Source organism: Nonomuraea sp. NPDC050786 (assembly GCF_040654115.1).
Lineage (GTDB): Bacteria > Actinomycetota > Actinomycetes > Streptosporangiales > Streptosporangiaceae > Nonomuraea.
This window is the reverse complement of sequence record NZ_JBFAHJ010000010.1, coordinates 140,274-158,536: the sequence shown is the minus strand read 5'-3', so window position 1 is coordinate 158,536 and position 18,263 is coordinate 140,274. Positions and strand designations below refer to the sequence as shown.

Here is an 18,263-nt window from a genome sequence, read left to right as displayed (position 1 = left end):
AACGGAATTCCTTGCGACGCCCTTTAAAAGCGCTGGAATAGATCACTTGCAAGCATCGTCCAGCTTCGGGCGGCGCCGCGGATCGGCTGCGGCACCCGGGGACGGCTCCGGGCGCACCGGGAAGAACACGGTGACGGCGACGGAGGCGGCGGCGAGGACGGCCATCGCCGCCGCGGGCGAGGTCCGCAGCGCGAGCGCCCCCGCGAGGACCGCGGCGACGCCCTGCATGGCGATCATGCCGGAGGAGTGCAGGCCGAGCGCGTGCCCGCTCAGCTCGTCCGGGGTCAGCTCCATGAGGCGCTGCTGGAGCAGCAGGCTCGCCGCGTACCCGACCGAGGCGAGCGTGACGGCCACCGCCGCCACCGGGGTCGCGGGACCCAGCAGGAAGATCAGGTACGGGACCGCGAGCAGCAGGTGCAGCGGGGTGACGAGCCGGGTCCGCCACTCCGGAGGGAGGAACCGCCCGGCCAGCACGTCACCGGCCAGCATCCCGGCCGCCGCGCAGGCGAAGAGGAGGCCGGCGTGCTCGGGAGCGTACGGGACGAAGAGCGACTCGCAGCCGACGACCAGCCCGTTCGGCACCCACAGGGCGAGGTAGACGCGGCGGCGCGGCGCGGACGACCACAGCAGGACGTTGCTCCGCCAGGTCTCGGCGGGCGAGGGCCGCCCCTCCGCGCGGGGCAGGTGCTTCTTGAGCCCGGCCGTGGCGACGGCCGCCACCAGGTAGAGGGCGGCGCCGGTGAGCAGCGCGCCGCGCGGCGACAGGGCGGAGACCAGCACGCCGCCGACGGCGAAGCCGCCGATCTGCATGGCCCCGGAGGCCATGTTGAGCGCGGAGCGGCCCAGCAGGTACCCGCCGGAGGCGAGGATCTCGTTGAGCAGGCCGTACCGGACGCCGCCGCCCAGCGACGCGAGCAGGCCCTCCGCCAGCAGGATCACGAGCAGCGCCCACACCGGCAGGCCGGGGATCGCCAGCACGGCGGTGCCGAGCGCGAGGAGCAGCGCCATCCCGGCCAGCGCGGCGCGCGGGGGTAACCGGTCGGCGGCCGACAGGAGCGTCGCCGCCCCGGCCACCTGGGCCAGCGCGGGGCCGAACATCGCCAGCCCCGACAGCAGCGGATTTCCCGTGGCGGCGTAGACGAGCGTGCCGAGGCCGAGCCCGCTGACCGTCTGGGCCGCCACCTGGGCCGAGGAGGAGACGAAGAGGGGTGTGAACTCCGGAGCGCCGAACAGCTCCCGGTAAGTGCGCATGAGCCTGGAGTCTCGATGGCGGCGGGGCGAGGCGCTAATGTTTCGCGGGGAGGCGAAACGTCATTGGGGTTCTGGCGGATCAGCGCGGACACGCTGGCGAACGGCCGCTTCGTCGTCTCGCCGCTGGCGGAGGCCATCGCGACCCTGAAGACGCTGGAGCTGGGCACGGCCGCGCATCCGGGTGAGCGGGCGTGGCTGGACGCCCATCTGCCCGCGTACCGGGCGCGGCTGGCGGACGACCCGATCACGGCGCTGCTCGTACGGGCCGCGCTGGGGCGTACGTGGAACGCCGACTTCCTCACCCCCACGCCCACCGGCGATGACCGCTCCTTCGAGGAGGAGCTGGCGAGCATCCGCGAGACACCGCCCGGCCAGGCCCGCGAGGACCTGACCGTGTCGCTCGGCGGCCCGCTCCCGCCCGCCCTGCACCGCTCCGACCTGCCGGAACGTCTCGCCGCCCACGTGGAGTGGGTGTGGCAGGAGACGGTGCTGCCCTACTGGCCGCGGCGCCGCCGCGTCCTCGAGGCCGACGTCGTCGCCCGCACGGCGCGACTGAGCCAGGGCGGCTGGGCCGCCGCCCTGGACGGCCTGCGCCCGGGGATGCGCTGGCTCGGGGACGGGCGGCTGCGCGTCAACGCCTTCGACTACCCGCCGCGGGATCTCCAGGGCGCGCGGCTGATGTTCGTCCCGGTCACGCCCCGCCAGGCCTGGGCCGCATGGGACGACTCGGACCACCGCTCCGCGGTGGTGTACCCGTGCTCGGGCGCGCTCGCCGACACCGCGGCCGGGCCGCCCGAGGCGCTGGGCCGCCTGATGGGCCACGCCCGGGCCGGCGTCCTGGTGCTGCTGGACTCCCCGAAGAGCACGACCCAGCTCGTGGCCCTCACCGGCCAGGGCCTGGGCTCGGTGGGGCGCCACCTGAAGGTCCTGCTGGACGCGCGCCTCGTGGGCCGCAGGCGCTCGGGCCGCTCGGTGCTCTACTACCGCACGGAGACCGGCGACGTCCTGGTCCGCGCCCACACGGCGGAAACCGGTTGACGGGGCCGCGATGATGGCGGTGATGGACGAACGGCGCCTGGTGCGCATCTCGAAGTACCTCTCCCGGCACCTGCGGCACGATCCGCAGCGGATCGGGCTGACCCTGGACGCCCACGGATGGGTGCCGGTGGACACGCTGCTGCGGGCCGCCGCCGAGCACGGGTTCCCGATCACGGCCGCGGAGCTGTGGGAGGTCGTCCGCGCCAACGACAAGCGGCGCTACACCCTCGACAACGGCCGGATCCGGGCGAACCAGGGGCACACGGTGCCGGTGGACCTGGACCTGCCGGCCGTGGAGCCGCCCGAGCTGCTCTATCACGGCACGGTGGGCCGGGTCCTTGCGGCGATCAGGGCCGAGGGGCTGCGGCCGATGAACCGGCACCACGTGCACCTGTCGGCCGACCGCCAGACCGCGACGCGCGTGGGGGCACGGCGCGGCGTCCCCGTGGTCCTGGTGGTGGCCGCGGGGACGATGCACGCCGACGGGCACGTCTTCCACATCAGCGCCAACGGGGTGTGGCTGGTCGACCACGTGCCACCCGGCTACCTGCGGTTTCCCTCCTGACGCCGGGCGAGGAGGGTGTCGCGGGCGGCCATCAGGGCGAAGCCGAGCAGGTTGGCGCCCCGCCACGTGGCCGGCGAGGCGGCGCGCGGGTCAGAGGCCGCCAGGCCGATGCCCCACACCCGGTCCACCGGGCTCGCCTCCACCAGGACCCGGTCCGACGTCGCGAGCAGGAACTCCGCCAGCTCCTCGTGCGCCCCGAACTTGGCGACGCTCCCGCGTACGACGATGTCGAAGCGGTGCGCCTCCCACGTCGCCTCTTCGAAGCCCCGCACCGTCCGGCCGAGCGTCTTGGCCTCGCCCGGGTGGCCGGCCGCGAGGATCTTCTCCGCGCTCTCCCCGTCCCCGAACAGCCACGCCTTGTGCGCCATCATGTAGTGCTCGGCCGAGGCGTAGGTGTGGCCGTCCTCGGTGAAGGTGACCGGCCACCACTGGCTGAGGCACCCGGCGCCGACGCCGCCGTCGCGGGCGGGCTGATGGCCCCAGAAATACAGGTATTTGAGGCGCCGGCCGGCCTCCTCGGCGGCGACGGCCTCGTCCACGGTCATGGGGAGCACCCCCACACCCTATGACGCGGCCCTTCCGAGTCGCTCGGAGATTTCCCGCAGCACCGGCACCAGTTCCGGCGGGTCGAGGACCTCGAAGTCGAAGCCCTTGACCGCCACGTGGACCGCCAGCTCGTCCAGCGAGTTGGACCCGGCCAGGAACAGGCACGTCCCCGCGTCCACCGCCTCCAGCCGTCCCGCTCCCGGCGACGTGCGGGGCGCGACCGCCTCCAGGGGCGCGTGGAACAGGATGCGGGCCTGGTAGCGGTAGGGCGCGGAGGTGATGGCGCGCGACACGTACGCGGCCGCGTCCTCCCGGGGCGGCGTACGCGGCGAGAACCGGGCCCCCGGCTCCCCCAGCGGGCCCTCGATCCGGTCCACCCGGAACGTCCGCCAGTCCTCCCTGCCCAGGTCCCACGCCAGCAGGTACCACAGCCGCGGCGTGTGCACCAGCCGGTGCGGCTCCACCTCGCGCGCCGAGACGCCGTCCCGGCCCCGGTAGCGCAGCCGCAGGCGGCGGTGGTCGCGGCAGGCGGCGGCGAGACCGGCGAGGACGTCGGCGCTCACCGGCGGTGCCGCGGCGCCCGCCAGGGGCACCGTGGCCGCCTGGAACGCGGTCACCCGGTGCCGCAGCCGCGACGGCAGCATCTGCTGCAGCTTGGCCAGCGCCCGCACCGCACCCTCCTCCAGCCCGGCCACGCTGCCGGTCGCGGCCGTCCGCAGGCTGATCGCCACGGCCACCGCCTCCTCGTCGTCGAGGAGCAGCGGCGGCAGCGCGGCGCCCACGCCGAGCCGGTAGCCGCCGGCCACGCCGGGCGTCGCGTCGACGGGATAGCCGAGCTCGCGCAGCCGGTCGATGTCACGCCGCACGGTACGCAGGCCGACGTGGAGCCGTTCGGCCAGCTCGGCGCCGGTCCAGTCCATGCGCGACTGAAGCAGGGACAGCAGGCGCAGCAGCCGCGCCGAGGTCTCCAACATGAAGGCCATTCTGCTCGCCATCGGTGCCAGACCCTGTCACCAATTCTTTCTACCGTCGGAGACATGACGAACACCCCCATCACGCCGTACCGCATCGACATCCCGCAGGCCGACCTCGACGACCTGCGCGACCGGCTCCGCCGTACGCGCTGGGCCCCCGAGCTGCCCGGCACCGGCTGGGAGCGCGGCGTGCCCACCGGCTACCTGCGCGACCTCGCCGAGTACTGGGCCGGCAGCTTCGACTGGCGCGCCCAGGAGGCGGCGCTGAACGCGTACCCGCAGTTCACCACCGCGATCGACGGCGCGGACGTGCACTTCCTGCACGTCCGCTCGGCCGAGCCGGACGCCGCCCCGCTGCTGCTCCTGCACGGCTGGCCCGGTTCGGTCGTCGAGTTCCTCGACCTGATCGGCCCGCTCACCGACCCGGCGGCGCACGGCGGCTCCGCCTCCGACGCCTTCCACCTGGTGATCCCGTCGCTGCCCGGCTACGGCTTCTCCGGTCCGCTGCCGGGCACCGACTGGACGGACGGCCGCACGGCCGCCGCGCTCGTCGAGCTGATGTCCAGGCTCGGGTACGACCGGTACGGCGTCCAGGGCGGGGACGTCTCGGCCTTCATCGCGCCCCTCATGGGGCGGGCCGCGCCGGACCACGTCATCGGCGTGCACGTCAACGCGCTGCTCACCTTCCCGGATCCGGCGGTGACGGGGTCGCTGACGGAGGCCGAGCAGGCGCGGCTGGCCGGGATGAAGGAGTGGCAGGAGAAGCTCGGGGCGTACATGCAGCTCCACGGGACCCGGCCGCAGACCATCGCCGCCTCGCTGCACGACTCCCCGGCCGGGCAGCTCGCCTGGATCGTGGAGAAGTTCAAGGACTGGACGGATCCGGCGGCGAAGCTGCCCGAGGACGCCGTGGACCGCGACCGGATCCTGACCGACGTCAGCATCTACTGGTTCACGCAGACGGCGGGCTCGACGGCGCACACGTACTTCGAGCGGTTCAACGACTTCAGCATGTGGGGGCCGCGGGAGCGGGGCACGGTGCCCACCGCGGTGGCCGTCTTCCCCACGGACTTCTCGGTGCGGCCGCTGGCCGAGCGGGCGCACAACGTGGTGCGCTGGTCGGAGTTCGGCCACGGCGGGCACTTCCCGGCGCTGGAGACGCCGGAGGTGCTGGTGGCCGACCTGCGCGAGTTCTTCCGATCCCTCGCCTGATGCTGTTCAGGGCAGCTCTGCGAAGCGTTCGACCTCCTCGGTCCGCCCGGAGACCAGCACGATGTCGCCGTAGGACAGCTCGGTCTCGGCGGTGGCGTACGTGAACTCCTCGCCGGGCGGCTTGACGGCCACGATCGTGACGCCGTATTTGCGGCGCAGGTTGGAGCGGCCGAGGGGGACGCCGACGTACTCCTTGGGCGGGCTGGTCTTGGCCAGCGCGAAGTTCTCGTCCACCTGCATGTAGTCGAGCATCCGCCCGCTCACCAGGTGGGCCACCCGCTCCCCCATGTCGTGCTCGGGGAAGACCACGTGGTGGGCGCCGATGCGGCTCAGGATGCGGCCGTGCTGCGTGCTGATCGCCTTGGCCCAAATGTCGTTGATCTCCAGCTCGACCAGCAACGACGTGGCCAGGATGCTGGCCTCGATGTCGCTGCCGACGGCCACCACCGCCTGGTAGAAGTCGGGCACGCCGAGCTGGCGCAGTGCCTCCATGTCGGTGGCGTCCGCGGTCGCGATCTGGGTGATCTGCCCGGCCAGGCTCTGCGTGATCTTGGGCCGGTGGTCGATGGCCAGCACCTCGGTGCCGCGCCGGGTCAGCTCCAGCGCCAGCGACGTGCCGAACCGGCCGAGGCCGATGACCACCACGGGGTCGCGCTTGTACTCAGCCAACGATGACTCGCTCCTCGGGTAGCTCGTAGTGGCGGGAGCGCCGGTTGAGTGCCAGCGCGGAGCCCATGGTGAGCGGGCCGATCCTGCCGATGAACATCAGCACCGCGAGCAGCAGGTGACCGGCCGTGCCCAGGCTCGCGGTGATGCCCGTGGACAGCCCCGCCGTGCCGAACGCCGCGACCACCTCGAACAGCACCTGGTCCAGGCCGTGCGGGGTGAGGGCGAGCAGTACGTACGTGGAGAAGGCGACCAGCGCCACCCCCAGCACCGTGATCGTGACGGCCTGGCGCTGCGTGGCCTCCGGGAGCCTGCGGTGGCCGATGTTCACCCGGCTCTCGCCGCGCATCTCGGCCCAGACGACGAACGCCAGCAGCCCCAGCGTGGTGACCTTGAGCCCGCCCGCCGTGCCCGCGCTGCCGCCGCCGACGAACATCAGCAGGTCGGTGGCCAGCCAGCTCGACGGGTACATCTGGGCGATGTCCAGGGTGTTGAACCCGGCCGAGCGCGGCATGACCGCGGTGAAGAACGCCGCCAGCAGCTTGCCGGGATCGTCGAGCGCGCCGAGTGTCCTGGGGTTGCGCCATTCGGTCATCACGAAGACGAGCGTGCCCAGCACCAGCAGGGTCACGGTCACGCCCACGGTGATCCGGGTCAGCACCGTCCACTTGTGCGGGTGCCGCCAGGTGCGCGCCAGCTCGAACATCACGGGGAAGCCCAGCCCGCCGACGATGACCGCGATCGCGACGGTCAGGCAGATCCACGGGTCGGTGACGAAGCGCATGAGGTTGTCCGGCCAGAGGGCGAAGCCGGCGTTGTTGAAGGCGGTGACCGCGTGGAACGCGCCGAGGTAGACGGCACGGCCCAGCGGCTCGCCGTACCCGACCACGAAGCGGGCGGCGAGCACGGCGGCGACGACGGCCTCGCAGACGAGGCTGAACAGGACCACCTTGCGCACGACGCGGCGCACGTCGCTCATGACCAGCGTCTTGGTCTCGGCCTGCGCCGCGATCCGCGCCCGCAGCCCCAGCCGGCCGGAGACGAGCAGCGTGAACAGGGTGGCCATCGTCATGATGCCCAGCCCGCCCACCTGCACCAGCCCCGCGATCACCACCTCGCCGAACACCGACCAGTGCGACTCGGTGTCCACGATCACCAGCCCGGTGACGCAGACGGCCGAGGTCGCGGTGAACAGGGCCACCACCCAGTCGGCGGGATCGCGCTCGGTGGTGGCGACCGGGAGGGCCAGGAGCACGGTGCCCAGCGCGATGGCCAGCACGAACCCGGTGACCACGACCTGGGCGGGGTGCCGGAAGCGGGTTAAGAACGGCGGCAGGAGGCTCATCACCGGGCTCCGCCACACAGGTCACGCATCGAGAACGCCTCCCCCGTCGAACTCCAGCCGACAACCCCTGCCGACCAGACTTCCCGGCGCGCCGCGCACTACCGTAACAGGCCCGCCGACGCCGGCGCACCGGCCCTTCGCACGAGGAATCTCCTCCTGAGTAGGGCGGGAGGGTGGCGACGTAGGCTGGATCACGGAGGCCACTGATGCGCGCACGCGATCTCGCCGTCGAGTTCCCGACGGTCACGTTGGACACCCCGGCGCTGGAGGCGGCCAGGCTGCTGGCCGAGCAGGACCTGCCGGGGCTCATCCTGGTCGACCAGAACGGCCGTCCCTGCAGCATCCTGCCCGGCACCCAGGTGCTGCGGCTGGCGGTGCCGGCGTACTGCCAGGACGACCCGGCGCTGGCCCGGGTGGTGGACGAGGCCCACGCCGACCTGTTCCTGCGGCGGCTCGGGGGCAGGACGGTGCGGGAGTGCCTGCCCGAGCAGCCTCGGGAGCTGCCGGTGGCCGACATGAAGGCCACCGTGCTGGAGCTGGCCGCGTTGATGGCGCGTACGCGGAGCCCGCTGGTGGCCGTGGTGGACGGCGAGCGGCTGGTCGGGGCGGTCACGTTGCAGTCGCTGCTGGACCACGTGCTGGAGGTCTGACGGGCCGGACTTCGAGGTCCGAATACGGCCGGTGCCGGCGGCCTTCGCGGTGTTGTATCCAGCGACACAAGCGAAAGGACCGACGACATGGGTCTCACAAGGGCGATGCACAGCTCCCGCTCACCGCTGGTCCGCGCGCCGGCGCGCACCCCGCACCCGCCCGCCGCCCACACCCCCGCCGAACTGGACGCGCTGGTGGCCCTGCTGGCCGCGCGACGGCCCCGCGTCGAGACGATCACCCTCGGCCATGCCCGCGACGCCGCCTCGGTCGCCGCCGCCGAGGACCTCGCGCGCGCGTGGCGGACCCGGGGCGGGCAGGTGCTGGCCGTCGTTCATTGGCCGGAGAGCGCGGCCTCCTGGCTCCGGCACGCGCGGCGGTTCGCGGCGGGCGAGCCCGACGCGTGGGTGGTGGCGGCCGCGCCCCTGGGGTGGGCGCAGATGGCCCGCCGGCTGCGCCTGAGCACCGGCTGGGACCCGGCGCGGACCTTCGCCTTCGCCTCCGTCGGCACGGCCGAGACGGTGGCCCTGGCGGCTCCAGGCACCCTGGAGGGGCTGCGCGGCGCCACGGCCGCCGGCGGCACGTGGCGCGTCACCCGGCATTCGATCCTCTGGGAGGAGCCTTCGGCTCAGGGGTAACGGGCCAAGTCGGGGCCGGCGGCCGCGACCGCGCGACGCTTGAAACATTTTCGAAGCGGTTCCCGGTGTTGCTAGCGTGACCAGCCGGAAGCGCAGAGCTGATGGGGAGGCCCGCATGGCGCAGTGGTCGGGGGGACCCAACGATCAGCGTCGCCACGGCGGCCCGGCCCCGTACCAGGGCTACCCGCCGCCTCCGCGCCGGAGGAGCGCGTGGGTGGGCGTCGTCGCGACGGTGGTGGCGTTCGTCGTGGTGCTGGGGCTGGGCGCCGGGGGGTGGCTGCTGTGGCGGAGCGCGCGCGGCGGCGACGGTGACGGCGGCGGCGGATCCACCCTGGAAGTGCTGAAAAAGGGGCACCTGGCGGCGCAGGATTTACGAGGGGTCGACCCGGTGGCGCTCTTCTACGCCTCCTTCAAGCGGATGGCCACGCAGCCTGTCGTGCACCTCACCGAGGAGTCGTACCGCGAGCGGTCCGCGTACGAGAAGGGCACGGACGGTTACGTGTGGGAGAGCGGGTTCGACTACCGGACCAAGCAGTGGCGGATCGCGTGGGGATCGACCCGCGCGGACGACCCGATCTCGGTCTGCATCGACGGCAAGTCGTACCTCTACAGCTACTACCTGAAGAGGTGGAAAGGGCCCGGGGCGGACGACCTCTTCTGCAAGGCGAAGGCCGCCTATCGGTACATCACCGACGGCCTGTCCACCGGAGGGATGACGGACGCCCAGGCCGAGGCGTGGATCCGGGACCTGCAGAAGGATTACAAGGGGTTCGTCAACCCGGGCGAGCCGCGGCTCGCCGAGGTCAAGGGCAGGCAGTATCTCCGGCTCGTGGTGGACTTCAAGCCGGTCGAGCGTGCCGACGGCTTCTACTACGGGGGTCAGGCGCTCATGTGGTCGTTCAAGGCGTCGGGGCTGGATCCCCAGTCGCATCCGTACTACTACAACGGCGCGATGGGCACCGGCTACCACGTGGTCTACTACATCGAGCCTCGTTCGCTGCTGACCGCCTACTCCGAGGTGGAGCAGACCCCCGTCCTCGACAGGAGCGGCCGGCCGCGCCAAGACAGCGACTGGTACAAGGTGCGGGTCCAGTACCACCTGCCCGGGATGATGCCCGAGATGAGAGCCTCGGGCAGGCCCACCCGCCCGAAGCTCACCTGGCCGCGCGACCAGGCATGACGCCCGCTTGCACGGTGCGGCGGTGGACACCGCGATGACGATCGGTTCGCGAGGAACGTGGGCGTCACCGACGCCGTGTCGATCCTGGCCGCGAAGAGCACGCCCGGTCCGGGTAGACCTCAACCCACGTAGTACGTCATCTCCACCCCTGACACCGTGCGCCGCACCGTCTCGAAGCCTGTCAGGTCGAGGCGATCGCCCAAGGCATCGCGCACGGCCTCGCTCAGGTGGACGCGGCCGGGCGTGCCGAGGTCCTGGGCCATCTTGGAGGCGAGGTTGACCGGGGCCCCGGCGACGTCCCAGCCGCCGCCCGGGATGCGGCCGGCGAGCACCGGCCCGGCGGCCACCCCGATCCGGCCCACGATCTCCCGCTCGGCCAGCCCCGCGCGCATCCCCAGCGCGAAGTGCACGGCCGGGGCGGGCTCCTCGAACAGGTAGATGCCCAGCGGCCCGGCGACCTTGATCTCGACGGCTCCCTCGGGCGGCAGGAGGCTCAGGCCCACCTCGCGCATCGCCGCCGACAGCGACAGCCCTCTCAGCAGCTCCACCTCCGGCGTGTCGGTCGGGGCGGCGCTCCGCTCGACCAGGACGACGGTGCGCTCCCGCAGGTGCTCGGCGGCGAGCCGGCCGGCCAGCTCGGCGTCGCCGGGGCGGGCGTCGAGCAGCAGCAGGTCGGCGTAGAAGGCGCCGGAGTAGGGGATGGGGTAATGCTCCTGGCCGGTGACCCCCGACTCGCCCGGCCACCCCTCAGCCGCCCACGCCTCGCCCAGCCCGGGAATGTCGAGGCGGGGACCGTCGAGCACCTGGTGGACCGGCCCGACCAGGCCGCCGACGCCGTCCTTGGGCCGCAGCACGAAGGGATGCCCGTGCGGCAGCCGGTCCACCACGGCCTGCGTCACCGCGATCTCCCCACCCTCGGTGTCGTTCTCGGCGAACTCCTCGACCGCGTCGGCCTCCGCCCCGTACAGCCCGCCCGACAGCTCGTAGTAGGAGCCGAGGTGCGCGCCGATCCCGATGCGGACCTCGCAGTGGCGCCGGATCTCGTCCTGCGCCGTCAGCAGGGCGGACAGCAGCGTGGACGCCTCCACTGTCTCCGGATGGAACAGTTGCGCGTTGTCGGCCGCCCACACCCCCACCGCGCGTCCGCCGGCGGCCCTGGCGCACGCGTGCAGGATCCGCTTCGGCCGGTCGATGAGCGCCAGCACCTCCAGCAGCCCGAGCCGCTGGCTGAGCCGGGTGAGCCCCGCCGAGTCGGACACCACGGAGTATCCGCGCGTCGCGTGGCGGCTCAGCAGGCGGCGCGCCTCACCGTCGGTGCGGTCGGAGGCGCGCCACTGCTCGACGAGGAGCAACGGCAGGCCAGGGGCGACGTCGCGCGGGGTGTCGAAGCCGCCCGGGGCGAGCGGGCCGGCGGGGGGTTCGTAAGCCACGCCGCCACCTTACCTCACTCAAAGTGATCATTCGCATGCGATCAGTGATGTCACGGCGACCGTCAGTCGGACCAGCGCGTCACCGCCCCCAGGACGACGGGTCCGCCGGAGCGCGCACCGCCTCGACGCCATCACAGCGCTGGACGCGTACCCTGGCTTGACGCGGTCCCCGCGCTGGCGAGCCGCTCGATCTCCGCTCACGCGTGTCTGTCGCACCTGTCTGCTGAACTGTTCAGGCGCTTGTTCACCACGAAGGGAGACCGGTCATGGACGAGATCGAGGTCGATGTGATTGACGGACCGTTCGCCGGTCTCCCCGCGACGTTGTCGTCGCTGCGTGATCGGATCGCCGCCGAGCATGACAGGCTTGCCGAGGCGGAGGCGTTCGCGTTCTTCCTCGACCGCGTCGACGCGCCCGAGTCGGGCCTGGCCGCCGAGTGGGACGCCTACATCGTCCATCGCGACGAGGTACGAGCGCGGGCCGAGGCGCGCAAGCGGGCGGCGCTGGAGCGGTTCGAGCGCGAGCTCGCCGAGTTGCCGGCCGTCGAGGCCCGCCGGGTGATCGACGCCGACCCCGCGTACTGGCTGCCGAGTCCCGCAGCCGTCGCAGAACAGCGGGAACAGCGCCCGAAGCCGGATCCCGAACGGCGTCTGCTCGCCGCCATCTTCGGCGAACAGGCCGATGAGGAGGAGAGGGACGAGGAGGACTCGCCCTGCGAACGGGCCGGTGAACGTCTCGACCGGGCGCGGATGGCGGCCGAGGACCGGGACTACGAGCGGTGGGAAGCCAACCGGTCCGAGGAGGAGCGACGCACCGGCCCGTCACGCGGCAACCCCGGCCAGTACGCGTACGCGCGGGCGCCACGTCTCGACGTCAGCCTGCCCCCGGAGCGCGGTGTCGAGCTGGCGATCCGCTCAGAGACCGGGGTCAGCGACGGCCCGATCCCGCAGAACGCGCTCGACGCGGTGGACGGGCTCCGGCTCGACCTGTACCGGCCGGCCGACCTGACCCCGCTGAGGTGGCTGCCGAATCTGCGGTGGCTGGCGGTGCACTCCGCTGTCCCCGTCGACATGGCGGCGCTCGCGACGGTCCTCGCCCCGGCGCGAGCGCTGCGTGACCTGACGATCGAGGCTCCGGTCGATGACATCGGCCCGCTCGCCCGGCTGACCCAGCTCTCCAGTCTCAAGCTGGACGGCACACGCGTCACCGACATCTCGCCGCTGGCCGCCGCGACACACCTGAGCGATCTCTCCATCTGCGACGGACCGCTCGATGACCTCACCCCTCTCGCCGGGCTCCGCCTGCAGCGGCTGTTCGTGTACCGGACCCGGGTGAGCGACCTGTCCCCGCTGGCCGGGATGGCGACGCTGGGCGTGCTGGGCCTGGTCGGCTGCCCGGTGCGGGATCTGTCGGTGGTCACCACCCTGCCCGGGCTGGAGTTCGTCAACGTCGGACGCACCGGCATCACCGATCTCGGCGACCTGCCGGACCAGGTGCCCGGGGTCACCTTCGAAGGCGTCGGCGCGCCGACTCCGGCGCCGTTCGACACCAGTGCACCGCCGACCACAACCGGTCGGCCGGCGGATGAGCAGGCGGCGGCGCTCATCGCCGAACTCCGCGCCGCCGGAGACGACTGGCAGCGGGCGGGCCGGCTCAAACGGGCGATGCTCGCCGGGCGACGTCTCGATCTGGTCCAGGCGATCGTGGCCGGGAAGACGACCGTGACCGGCCTGTTCCTGCCGGACGGCATCGGCGATGTGCCGTTTCCGGACAACCCGTGGGGCATTTCGGCCGACGCGGGGCTGTCCGCCGCGCTCAAGCACGTGTGGGGTCCGGTCGCCGACCTCGCGCCGCGGTTCGTCGCGGCCGTCCGCGACCGCACCCTCGCCCTGGCTCTGCTCACCGAGGACGACGGCGCTCCCGCGCTCGGCTACTTCGCCTGGCACCGCGACGACGACGGCAGCGGACATCTCATCCCCGCTCCGGACAGCCTCGACCGGTTCGCCGACCCGGCTCTCGACTACCACCTGTCCCTTGTGGTCGGCGCCGCGCCGCATCTCACTGACCCGGCCGCCTTCGTGCCGCTGCTGGCAGGGCCGGTGCCCCGGCCGATCCGCGACTTCTGGGCGATCCACCACTCCCTGCGGCCGGCCTACGGCGACACCATCGGCGGCCCGCTCTCCATGAACACTCTGGAGTTCTTCGACGATGACAGCTGGAACGCCGCGGCCAGGAGGCTCGGCGGCCTGCCGCCTGACCGGTTCGTCCACTCCGTCGGCCACGCCGACTATGACGCCTACCTGCTCGACCTCGACCTGCTCGACGGCGCCGGCAACCCCACCGTCGCCACCTGGGCGTTCAAGGAGTGGGTCGTCAGCGACCACAAGGACTACTGGGACTGGCTCGACAGCACCGGCACCCGCATGATCTTCGGCCGGTAGGGCACGGGCCGGCGGAGACGGCTAGCGGATTTGGTACAGGACAGTGAAGAACTACTGGGGAGTGGTGGCGCAGTACTCCTGGGTGGCGCCGCTGTGGTGCATGCACACCTCGTCACCGCTGACCAGCGCCACAGCCGGGTGGAAGTCCCCTTCGAGCGCCGTGCCGGCGACGAACGTGTCCAGGGAGCCGGGGGTGGGGACGCCGTTGACGGTGAAGGAGAAGACGGCCGTGGTCGGCGCGGGCCGGATCATGAACCAGTAGCGGTAGTCGCCGGGCACTCCGCGGATCTCCTGGCAGACCGTCGTCTCGGGCGCGCAGACGCCGCCGTCCTGCGCGGTGGCGGCCGGGGTCGATCCCCCGAACGCGAGGACTCCCGAGATCATGGCCGCCACGACGGCGAGGCGGCGCGGAAGACGGGACTCTGGGTTCGGGGGCATGCATGTCACCTTTCCTGACCGGGGCATGAAACCGTCCCGCACCCGCGGGCCGGGATGGCACCATCATCATGCGATCGATCTTCCGGCTCCGCCACCCGCCGGCGGCGTCTATGGGCCGTCGATGCGCTGGCAGAGGCCGTAGACGAAGCGGGCACGGTAGGTCGTGCCCCCGTGGGTGAGATCGACCGCCCAGTGGTGCGGGGCCTGGCCCTCGAGGTGGACGACGCCGGGGAAGCTCGCGCCGACGTCGCCGACGACGCATCCCCAGGGGACCAGCTCGTCGAAGGAGAACGTCCTGGGGCCCGCGGGGCGGACGAACCACTGGTTCCACACCTCACCGCCGGGGCCGGTCAGGACCTCGAACTCCAGCCCCGGCCATGAGGGCAGCGCCCAGCGGGCCACGCCGCAGGTCAGGCTCCCCATGGTGGTGGCGCCGGCGTACGAGGGAGGACCGAGAAGCCGGCGCAGCCCCTTCGGCGGGCGCGGCGAGTGGAGCATCCTCGTCCACTGGGCGTGGGCCGCACGCAGCTCGGCCCTGGACGCGCCCATGTCGCCCAGCGCCTCCTCCACCCTTTCCGGGTTGAGGTCGCGCATCCGGTGCATCAAGGACAGCTCGAACTCCCGCACGCCGAATCCCACCCACCTGTTCTACCTGCTTCCCCAAGCGGGCGAGGTCTCAGCAGGCGCCCAGGCGGCTCCCGCTCCAGGCCGCCGAGTCTCACCGCAGCACGGTCACCGGCACCTGCGGGCACAGCACCGCCCAGCGCTCGATCACGTCGCTGTCCTCGTGCCGCGAGCCTGGTCAGGCCCCTGCTCGAATTCAATTCTTGACGAAGTTAATTACTGCTACCCTTGCACGCATGCACCCTCGGCTCACCACGACCCCGGCGGCGGCCACCGTGTTCACCATGGTGCTGACGCAGGGGCCGGTCTCCCGGGTGGAGATCGCCAGGCGGAGCGGGCTGTCGTCCGCCGCCGTCACCAAGGCCGCCCGCCCGTTCATCGAGGCCGGCTACCTGGAGGAGCTGGCGGCCACCGAACGTACGGCACCGGGGGCGGGCCGGCCGGCCAGTCCGCTGACCATCCGGCCGGACCGGGAGTTCTTCTGCGGCGTGAAGATCACCCATGAGGAGCTGATCGGCGTGGTCACCGATCTGCGGGCCGAGCCGCTCGTCTCGGCGCACCGCCCGCTGGACACGACCTCGGTCGAGGGCGTGGTGTCGGCGCTGGCCGGGCTGGTGTCCGAACTGCTGGCCGCCGACCCCGCGTACGGCGAGCGCTGCCACGCGCTGGGCCTGGCGGTGTCGGGAGACGTCGACAAGGCCCACGGGGTGATGCGTTACTCGCCTTTCCTGCACTGGCGTCAGGTGCCGCTGGCGCGGCTGGCCGCCGAGGCGACGGGCCTGACCGTCACCATCGAGAACGACGTCAAGTCGCTCGCCGTGGCCGAGCAGTGGTTCGGCGACGGGGTCGGCGCGGCGTCGTTCGCGCTGGTCACCGTGGGGGTGGGGATCGGCTGCGGGCTGGTGGTGAACGACCGGGTGATGGCCGGCTCGCACGGCGTGGCCGGGGAGATCGGCCACGTTCCCGTCGGGGGCGACGAGCCCGAGTGCCACTGCGGCGGGCGCGGCTGCGTCGAGGCCATCGCCGGGACCGCGCCCCTGCTGGCGGCCGTCCGCGCCGCGTCCGGCGACGGGTCGCTGACCGTCGAGGCCGCCATCGGCGCGGCCCACGCGGGCGACGCGGCCGTGCGGGAGGTGTTCGCCCGGGCGGCGCACGCGATCGGCCTGGCCATGGCGGCGATGGCCAACCTGTTCGGGCCGGAGCGGATCATCGTGACCGGTGACGTGCCGGGGCTGCTGTCGTACGGGCTGTTCGAGGAGCAGCTCAACCGGTCGTTCGCGGCCCAGGCGTTCGGCGCGGCGGCCGACTGCCGCCTGCTGCTGCGCCCGAGGTCGTTCGAGCAGTGGGCCCGCGGCGCCGCCGCGGTCGCCATCCAGCAGCAGTTCACCCTTGATGGAGTGTGAATGACCGCGGCACCCGGCATCTGGCAGCCCCACGATCGAGCGTTCGAGCAGCCGGAGGAGGTGCGGGTCGAGGCGGGCGGGCTGGAGTTCCAGTGCACAGCGGCGGCCGCGCTCACCTGGGCGGTCGCCGAGCCGTCCCGCGGCGTTCTCGAGCTCCGCGTCACCCCTGACAGACCGGCCGGCGTGCGGGTCGCCTGGCGGGTGCCGTGCGTGGACGCGACCGCCTTCTGGGCCGCCGACGGCGGCGAGCACCGGGGGCTGCCGCCGTTCTGGCGCCGTCCCCGCACGGCGGCGCTGGAGAAGAACGCGCCCGTCGGCTGCCTGGTGGGAGCCGGTGACGTGGCCATCTGCACGTTCGCCGCGGGCGAGGTCGTCAGGCCCGTGCGGACGCGCACCGGCGTGGTGGAGGAGACCGGCGAGTTCGGGTTCTGGGTGGAGCACGAGGCCACCCCGGACGCGGGGCTGCTGCTGCGACTCGACCTCACCCGGCGGCACTTCGCGGCCACGCTGTCCGGCATGGCGGACTGGTGGCGCGCGCTGCACGGCCCCGTCGCCGACGTGCCGGAGGTGGCGCGGATGCCCGCCTACTCGACCTGGTACGCCATGCAGCAGCACGTCAGCGCCGAGAGCGTGGAGCGGCAGGCGGGACCCGCGGCCGAGCTGGGCTGCGAAACGATCATCGTGGACGACGGCTGGCACAGCGACGACCGGGGGCGCGGGTACGGGTACGTCGGCGAGTGGGAGCCGTCCCCCACCTCTTTTCCCGATATTTCCGGGCATGTGGCCAAGGTCCGTGGTGAAGGGCTGGCCTACCTGCTCTGGTACGCCCTGCCGTTCGTGGGCCGGCACACCGCGCTCTGGGAGCGCGTGGAGCCGTACACGCTGGCGTACAAGGAGCACATGAACGCGGCCATCGTGGACCCCCGCTACCCGTACGTCCGCGACCTCGTGGCGGGCCACCTCGCCCGCGCCGTCACGGAGTGGGGCATGGACGGGCTCAAGATCGACTTCATCGACCAGTTCGCCGTGGAGGACCCGCCGCCGCCCGGCCCCGAGGCGGACTGCGAGACGGTGAACGAGGGCGTGCGCAGGCTCCTGGCCCAGCTTCCCCGCGACTGCCTGGTCGAGCTGCGCCAGCCGTACGTGAGCCCGGGGCTGTGGCCGTTCGCCACGATGGTGCGGGCCTCCGACTGCCCGCTCAGCCCGGCGCACAACCGGCAGCGCACGGTGGACCTGCGGCTGATCGCCGGGCCGCTGGCCGTGCACGCGGACATGCTGATGTGGCACCCCGGGGAGCGGCCCGCGCGCGTGGCCACCCAGCTCATCAGCGTGCTCTTCGCGGTGCCGCAGATCTCGGTGGACCTGACCGCTCAGACGCCCGAGCAGGCCGAGGTGCTCCGGTTCTGGCTGGGGTTCTTCCGCGAGCACGCGGAGGTGCTGCAGCGGGGCTCCTTCCGGCCGGCCCGGCCCGACCTGGGCTACCCGCAGGTCACGGCCCGTTCGGAGGGCACGGTCGTCACCGCCCGCTACGCGCCGGCGCCCGTGGAGGTCCCGGCCACCGGCACGCTGTGGCTGGCCAACGGCGACTCCTCCTCCGACGTGCTGCTGGAGGTCTCGGCGTCGGGTACGGCGCGCGCCACGGTCCGCGACTGCCGCGGGCGGAGCGTCCACGAGGGCGCCCTCGCGTTGCGCCCCGGCATCAACCAGGTCACCGTGCCGGAGGGTGGCCTGCTGCGCCTGGAGCGCTGACGGCGCTGGTCGCCCGCCGCCCACGGGGAACGCCGCGCGCCCGGCTCGCACGGGCGCGCGGAGGTGGGGATGCGCCGCTGCAGGAGCGCGCCCGCTGCAGGGCCCTTCGAGGGGC

The 18,263-nt window shown here is 72.9% G+C and carries 17 protein-coding genes; 9 read left to right on the top strand and 8 right to left on the bottom strand.

All coding sequences use genetic code 11. From position 1 onward, the window contains the following. Positions 1 to 42 precede the first annotated feature (42 nt). Positions 43 to 1,251 carry an MFS transporter gene (locus tag AB0H84_RS20815; RefSeq protein ID WP_357606256.1) on the bottom strand — a complete coding sequence of 403 codons (1,209 nt, stop codon included), beginning with the start codon at positions 1,249 to 1,251 and terminating at the stop codon, positions 43 to 45. Positions 1,252 to 1,314: 63 nt separating this feature from the next. On the opposite strand from AB0H84_RS20815, the gene AB0H84_RS20810 reads away from it, so the two are divergent. Further along, complete coding sequence (locus AB0H84_RS20810; RefSeq protein ID WP_357606253.1) at positions 1,315 to 2,289, top strand: helix-turn-helix domain-containing protein; 975 nt, start codon at positions 1,315 to 1,317, stop codon at positions 2,287 to 2,289. 22 nt (positions 2,290 to 2,311) lie between these two features. Next, on the top strand, positions 2,312 to 2,854 hold the full coding sequence (locus AB0H84_RS20805) for an RNA 2'-phosphotransferase (RefSeq protein ID WP_357606250.1): 543 nt from the start codon (positions 2,312 to 2,314) through the stop codon (positions 2,852 to 2,854). Here AB0H84_RS20805 and AB0H84_RS20800 read toward each other — a convergent pair. Together AB0H84_RS20800 and AB0H84_RS20795 are read right to left on the bottom strand one after the other, a co-directional pair. Beyond that, on the bottom strand, positions 2,833 to 3,399 hold the full coding sequence (locus AB0H84_RS20800) for an NADAR family protein (RefSeq protein WP_357606247.1): 567 nt from the start codon (positions 3,397 to 3,399) through the stop codon (positions 2,833 to 2,835). The genes AB0H84_RS20805 and AB0H84_RS20800 overlap by 22 nt on opposite strands. 18 nt (positions 3,400 to 3,417) lie before the next feature. Next, complete coding sequence (locus AB0H84_RS20795) at positions 3,418 to 4,374, bottom strand: WYL domain-containing protein (protein WP_357606244.1); 957 nt, start codon at positions 4,372 to 4,374, stop codon at positions 3,418 to 3,420. Positions 4,375 to 4,437: 63 nt separating this feature from the next. Between AB0H84_RS20795 and AB0H84_RS20790 the strand changes: the two genes are divergently transcribed. After that, complete coding sequence (locus AB0H84_RS20790; protein ID WP_357606241.1) at positions 4,438 to 5,586, top strand: epoxide hydrolase family protein; 1,149 nt, start codon at positions 4,438 to 4,440, stop codon at positions 5,584 to 5,586. A 6-nt stretch (positions 5,587 to 5,592) separates the two neighbouring features. Here the strand turns inward: AB0H84_RS20790 and AB0H84_RS20785 are convergent, their stop codons facing one another. Beyond that, a complete protein-coding gene (locus AB0H84_RS20785) occupies positions 5,593 to 6,255 on the bottom strand; it encodes a TrkA family potassium uptake protein (protein WP_357606238.1) in 663 nt (220 codons plus the stop codon). Next, positions 6,248 to 7,597, bottom strand: a complete 1,350-nt coding sequence (locus AB0H84_RS20780; RefSeq protein WP_357606235.1) for a potassium transporter TrkG — start codon at positions 7,595 to 7,597, stop codon at positions 6,248 to 6,250. The genes AB0H84_RS20785 and AB0H84_RS20780 overlap by 8 nt, the downstream gene beginning before the upstream one ends. Positions 7,598 to 7,803: 206 nt before the next feature. Between AB0H84_RS20780 and AB0H84_RS20775 the strand changes: the two genes are divergently transcribed. From AB0H84_RS20775 to AB0H84_RS20765, 3 genes are all read left to right on the top strand, one after another. Further along, positions 7,804 to 8,247: a CBS domain-containing protein gene (locus tag AB0H84_RS20775; protein WP_357606233.1), complete on the top strand. Its 444-nt coding sequence runs from the start codon at positions 7,804 to 7,806 to the stop codon at positions 8,245 to 8,247. Between the two features lie 87 nt (positions 8,248 to 8,334). Then, complete coding sequence (locus AB0H84_RS20770; protein WP_357606230.1) at positions 8,335 to 8,883, top strand: hypothetical protein; 549 nt, start codon at positions 8,335 to 8,337, stop codon at positions 8,881 to 8,883. A 214-nt stretch (positions 8,884 to 9,097) separates the two neighbouring features. Beyond that, positions 9,098 to 10,063, top strand: a complete 966-nt coding sequence (locus AB0H84_RS20765) for a hypothetical protein (protein WP_357606228.1) — start codon at positions 9,098 to 9,100, stop codon at positions 10,061 to 10,063. 119 nt (positions 10,064 to 10,182) lie between these two features. Here the strand turns inward: AB0H84_RS20765 and AB0H84_RS20760 are convergent, their stop codons facing one another. After that, on the bottom strand, positions 10,183 to 11,493 hold the full coding sequence (locus AB0H84_RS20760) for an adenylate/guanylate cyclase domain-containing protein (protein ID WP_357606225.1): 1,311 nt from the start codon (positions 11,491 to 11,493) through the stop codon (positions 10,183 to 10,185). Between the two features lie 266 nt (positions 11,494 to 11,759). Here AB0H84_RS20760 and AB0H84_RS20755 point away from each other — a divergent pair, with 266 nt between their 5' ends. Then, positions 11,760 to 13,934: a hypothetical protein gene (locus tag AB0H84_RS20755; RefSeq protein WP_357606222.1), complete on the top strand. Its 2,175-nt coding sequence runs from the start codon at positions 11,760 to 11,762 to the stop codon at positions 13,932 to 13,934. A 51-nt stretch (positions 13,935 to 13,985) separates the two neighbouring features. Here the strand turns inward: AB0H84_RS20755 and AB0H84_RS20750 are convergent, their stop codons facing one another. Next, positions 13,986 to 14,372 (bottom strand): hypothetical protein, encoded by a 387-nt coding sequence (locus tag AB0H84_RS20750; RefSeq protein ID WP_357606220.1) that lies wholly within the window; start codon positions 14,370 to 14,372, stop codon positions 13,986 to 13,988. A 108-nt stretch (positions 14,373 to 14,480) separates the two neighbouring features. Beyond that, positions 14,481 to 15,011 (bottom strand): hypothetical protein, encoded by a 531-nt coding sequence (locus AB0H84_RS20745; RefSeq protein ID WP_357606217.1) that lies wholly within the window; start codon positions 15,009 to 15,011, stop codon positions 14,481 to 14,483. Positions 15,012 to 15,232: 221 nt separating this feature from the next. Here AB0H84_RS20745 and AB0H84_RS20740 point away from each other — a divergent pair, with 221 nt between their 5' ends. Both AB0H84_RS20740 and AB0H84_RS20735 read left to right on the top strand, forming a co-directional pair. Beyond that, positions 15,233 to 16,399, top strand: a complete 1,167-nt coding sequence (locus tag AB0H84_RS20740) for an ROK family protein (protein ID WP_357606214.1) — start codon at positions 15,233 to 15,235, stop codon at positions 16,397 to 16,399. Beyond that, on the top strand, positions 16,400 to 18,148 hold the full coding sequence (locus AB0H84_RS20735) for a glycoside hydrolase family 36 protein (RefSeq protein ID WP_357606211.1): 1,749 nt from the start codon (positions 16,400 to 16,402) through the stop codon (positions 18,146 to 18,148). Positions 18,149 to 18,263: the final 115 nt, after the last annotated feature.

Bases quoted from the DNA above. Each gene is read 5' to 3' on its own strand.
- AB0H84_RS20815 (WP_357606256.1), bottom strand. From the start codon at position 1,251: ATGCGCACTTACCGGGAGCTGTTCGGCGCTCCGGAGTTCACACCCCTC.
- AB0H84_RS20805 (WP_357606250.1), top strand. From the start codon at position 2,312: ATGGACGAACGGCGCCTGGTGCGCATCTCGAAGTACCTCTCCCGGCAC.
- AB0H84_RS20800 (WP_357606247.1), bottom strand. From the start codon at position 3,399: ATGACCGTGGACGAGGCCGTCGCCGCCGAGGAGGCCGGCCGGCGCCTC.
- AB0H84_RS20795 (WP_357606244.1), bottom strand. From the start codon at position 4,374: ATGTTGGAGACCTCGGCGCGGCTGCTGCGCCTGCTGTCCCTGCTTCAG.
- AB0H84_RS20790 (WP_357606241.1), top strand. From the start codon at position 4,438: ATGACGAACACCCCCATCACGCCGTACCGCATCGACATCCCGCAGGCC.
- AB0H84_RS20780 (WP_357606235.1), bottom strand. From the start codon at position 7,597: ATGAGCCTCCTGCCGCCGTTCTTAACCCGCTTCCGGCACCCCGCCCAG.
- AB0H84_RS20775 (WP_357606233.1), top strand. From the start codon at position 7,804: ATGCGCGCACGCGATCTCGCCGTCGAGTTCCCGACGGTCACGTTGGAC.
- AB0H84_RS20770 (WP_357606230.1), top strand. From the start codon at position 8,335: ATGGGTCTCACAAGGGCGATGCACAGCTCCCGCTCACCGCTGGTCCGC.
- AB0H84_RS20755 (WP_357606222.1), top strand. From the start codon at position 11,760: ATGGACGAGATCGAGGTCGATGTGATTGACGGACCGTTCGCCGGTCTC.
- AB0H84_RS20750 (WP_357606220.1), bottom strand. From the start codon at position 14,372: ATGCCCCCGAACCCAGAGTCCCGTCTTCCGCGCCGCCTCGCCGTCGTG.
- AB0H84_RS20740 (WP_357606214.1), top strand. From the start codon at position 15,233: ATGCACCCTCGGCTCACCACGACCCCGGCGGCGGCCACCGTGTTCACC.
- AB0H84_RS20735 (WP_357606211.1), top strand. From the start codon at position 16,400: ATGACCGCGGCACCCGGCATCTGGCAGCCCCACGATCGAGCGTTCGAG.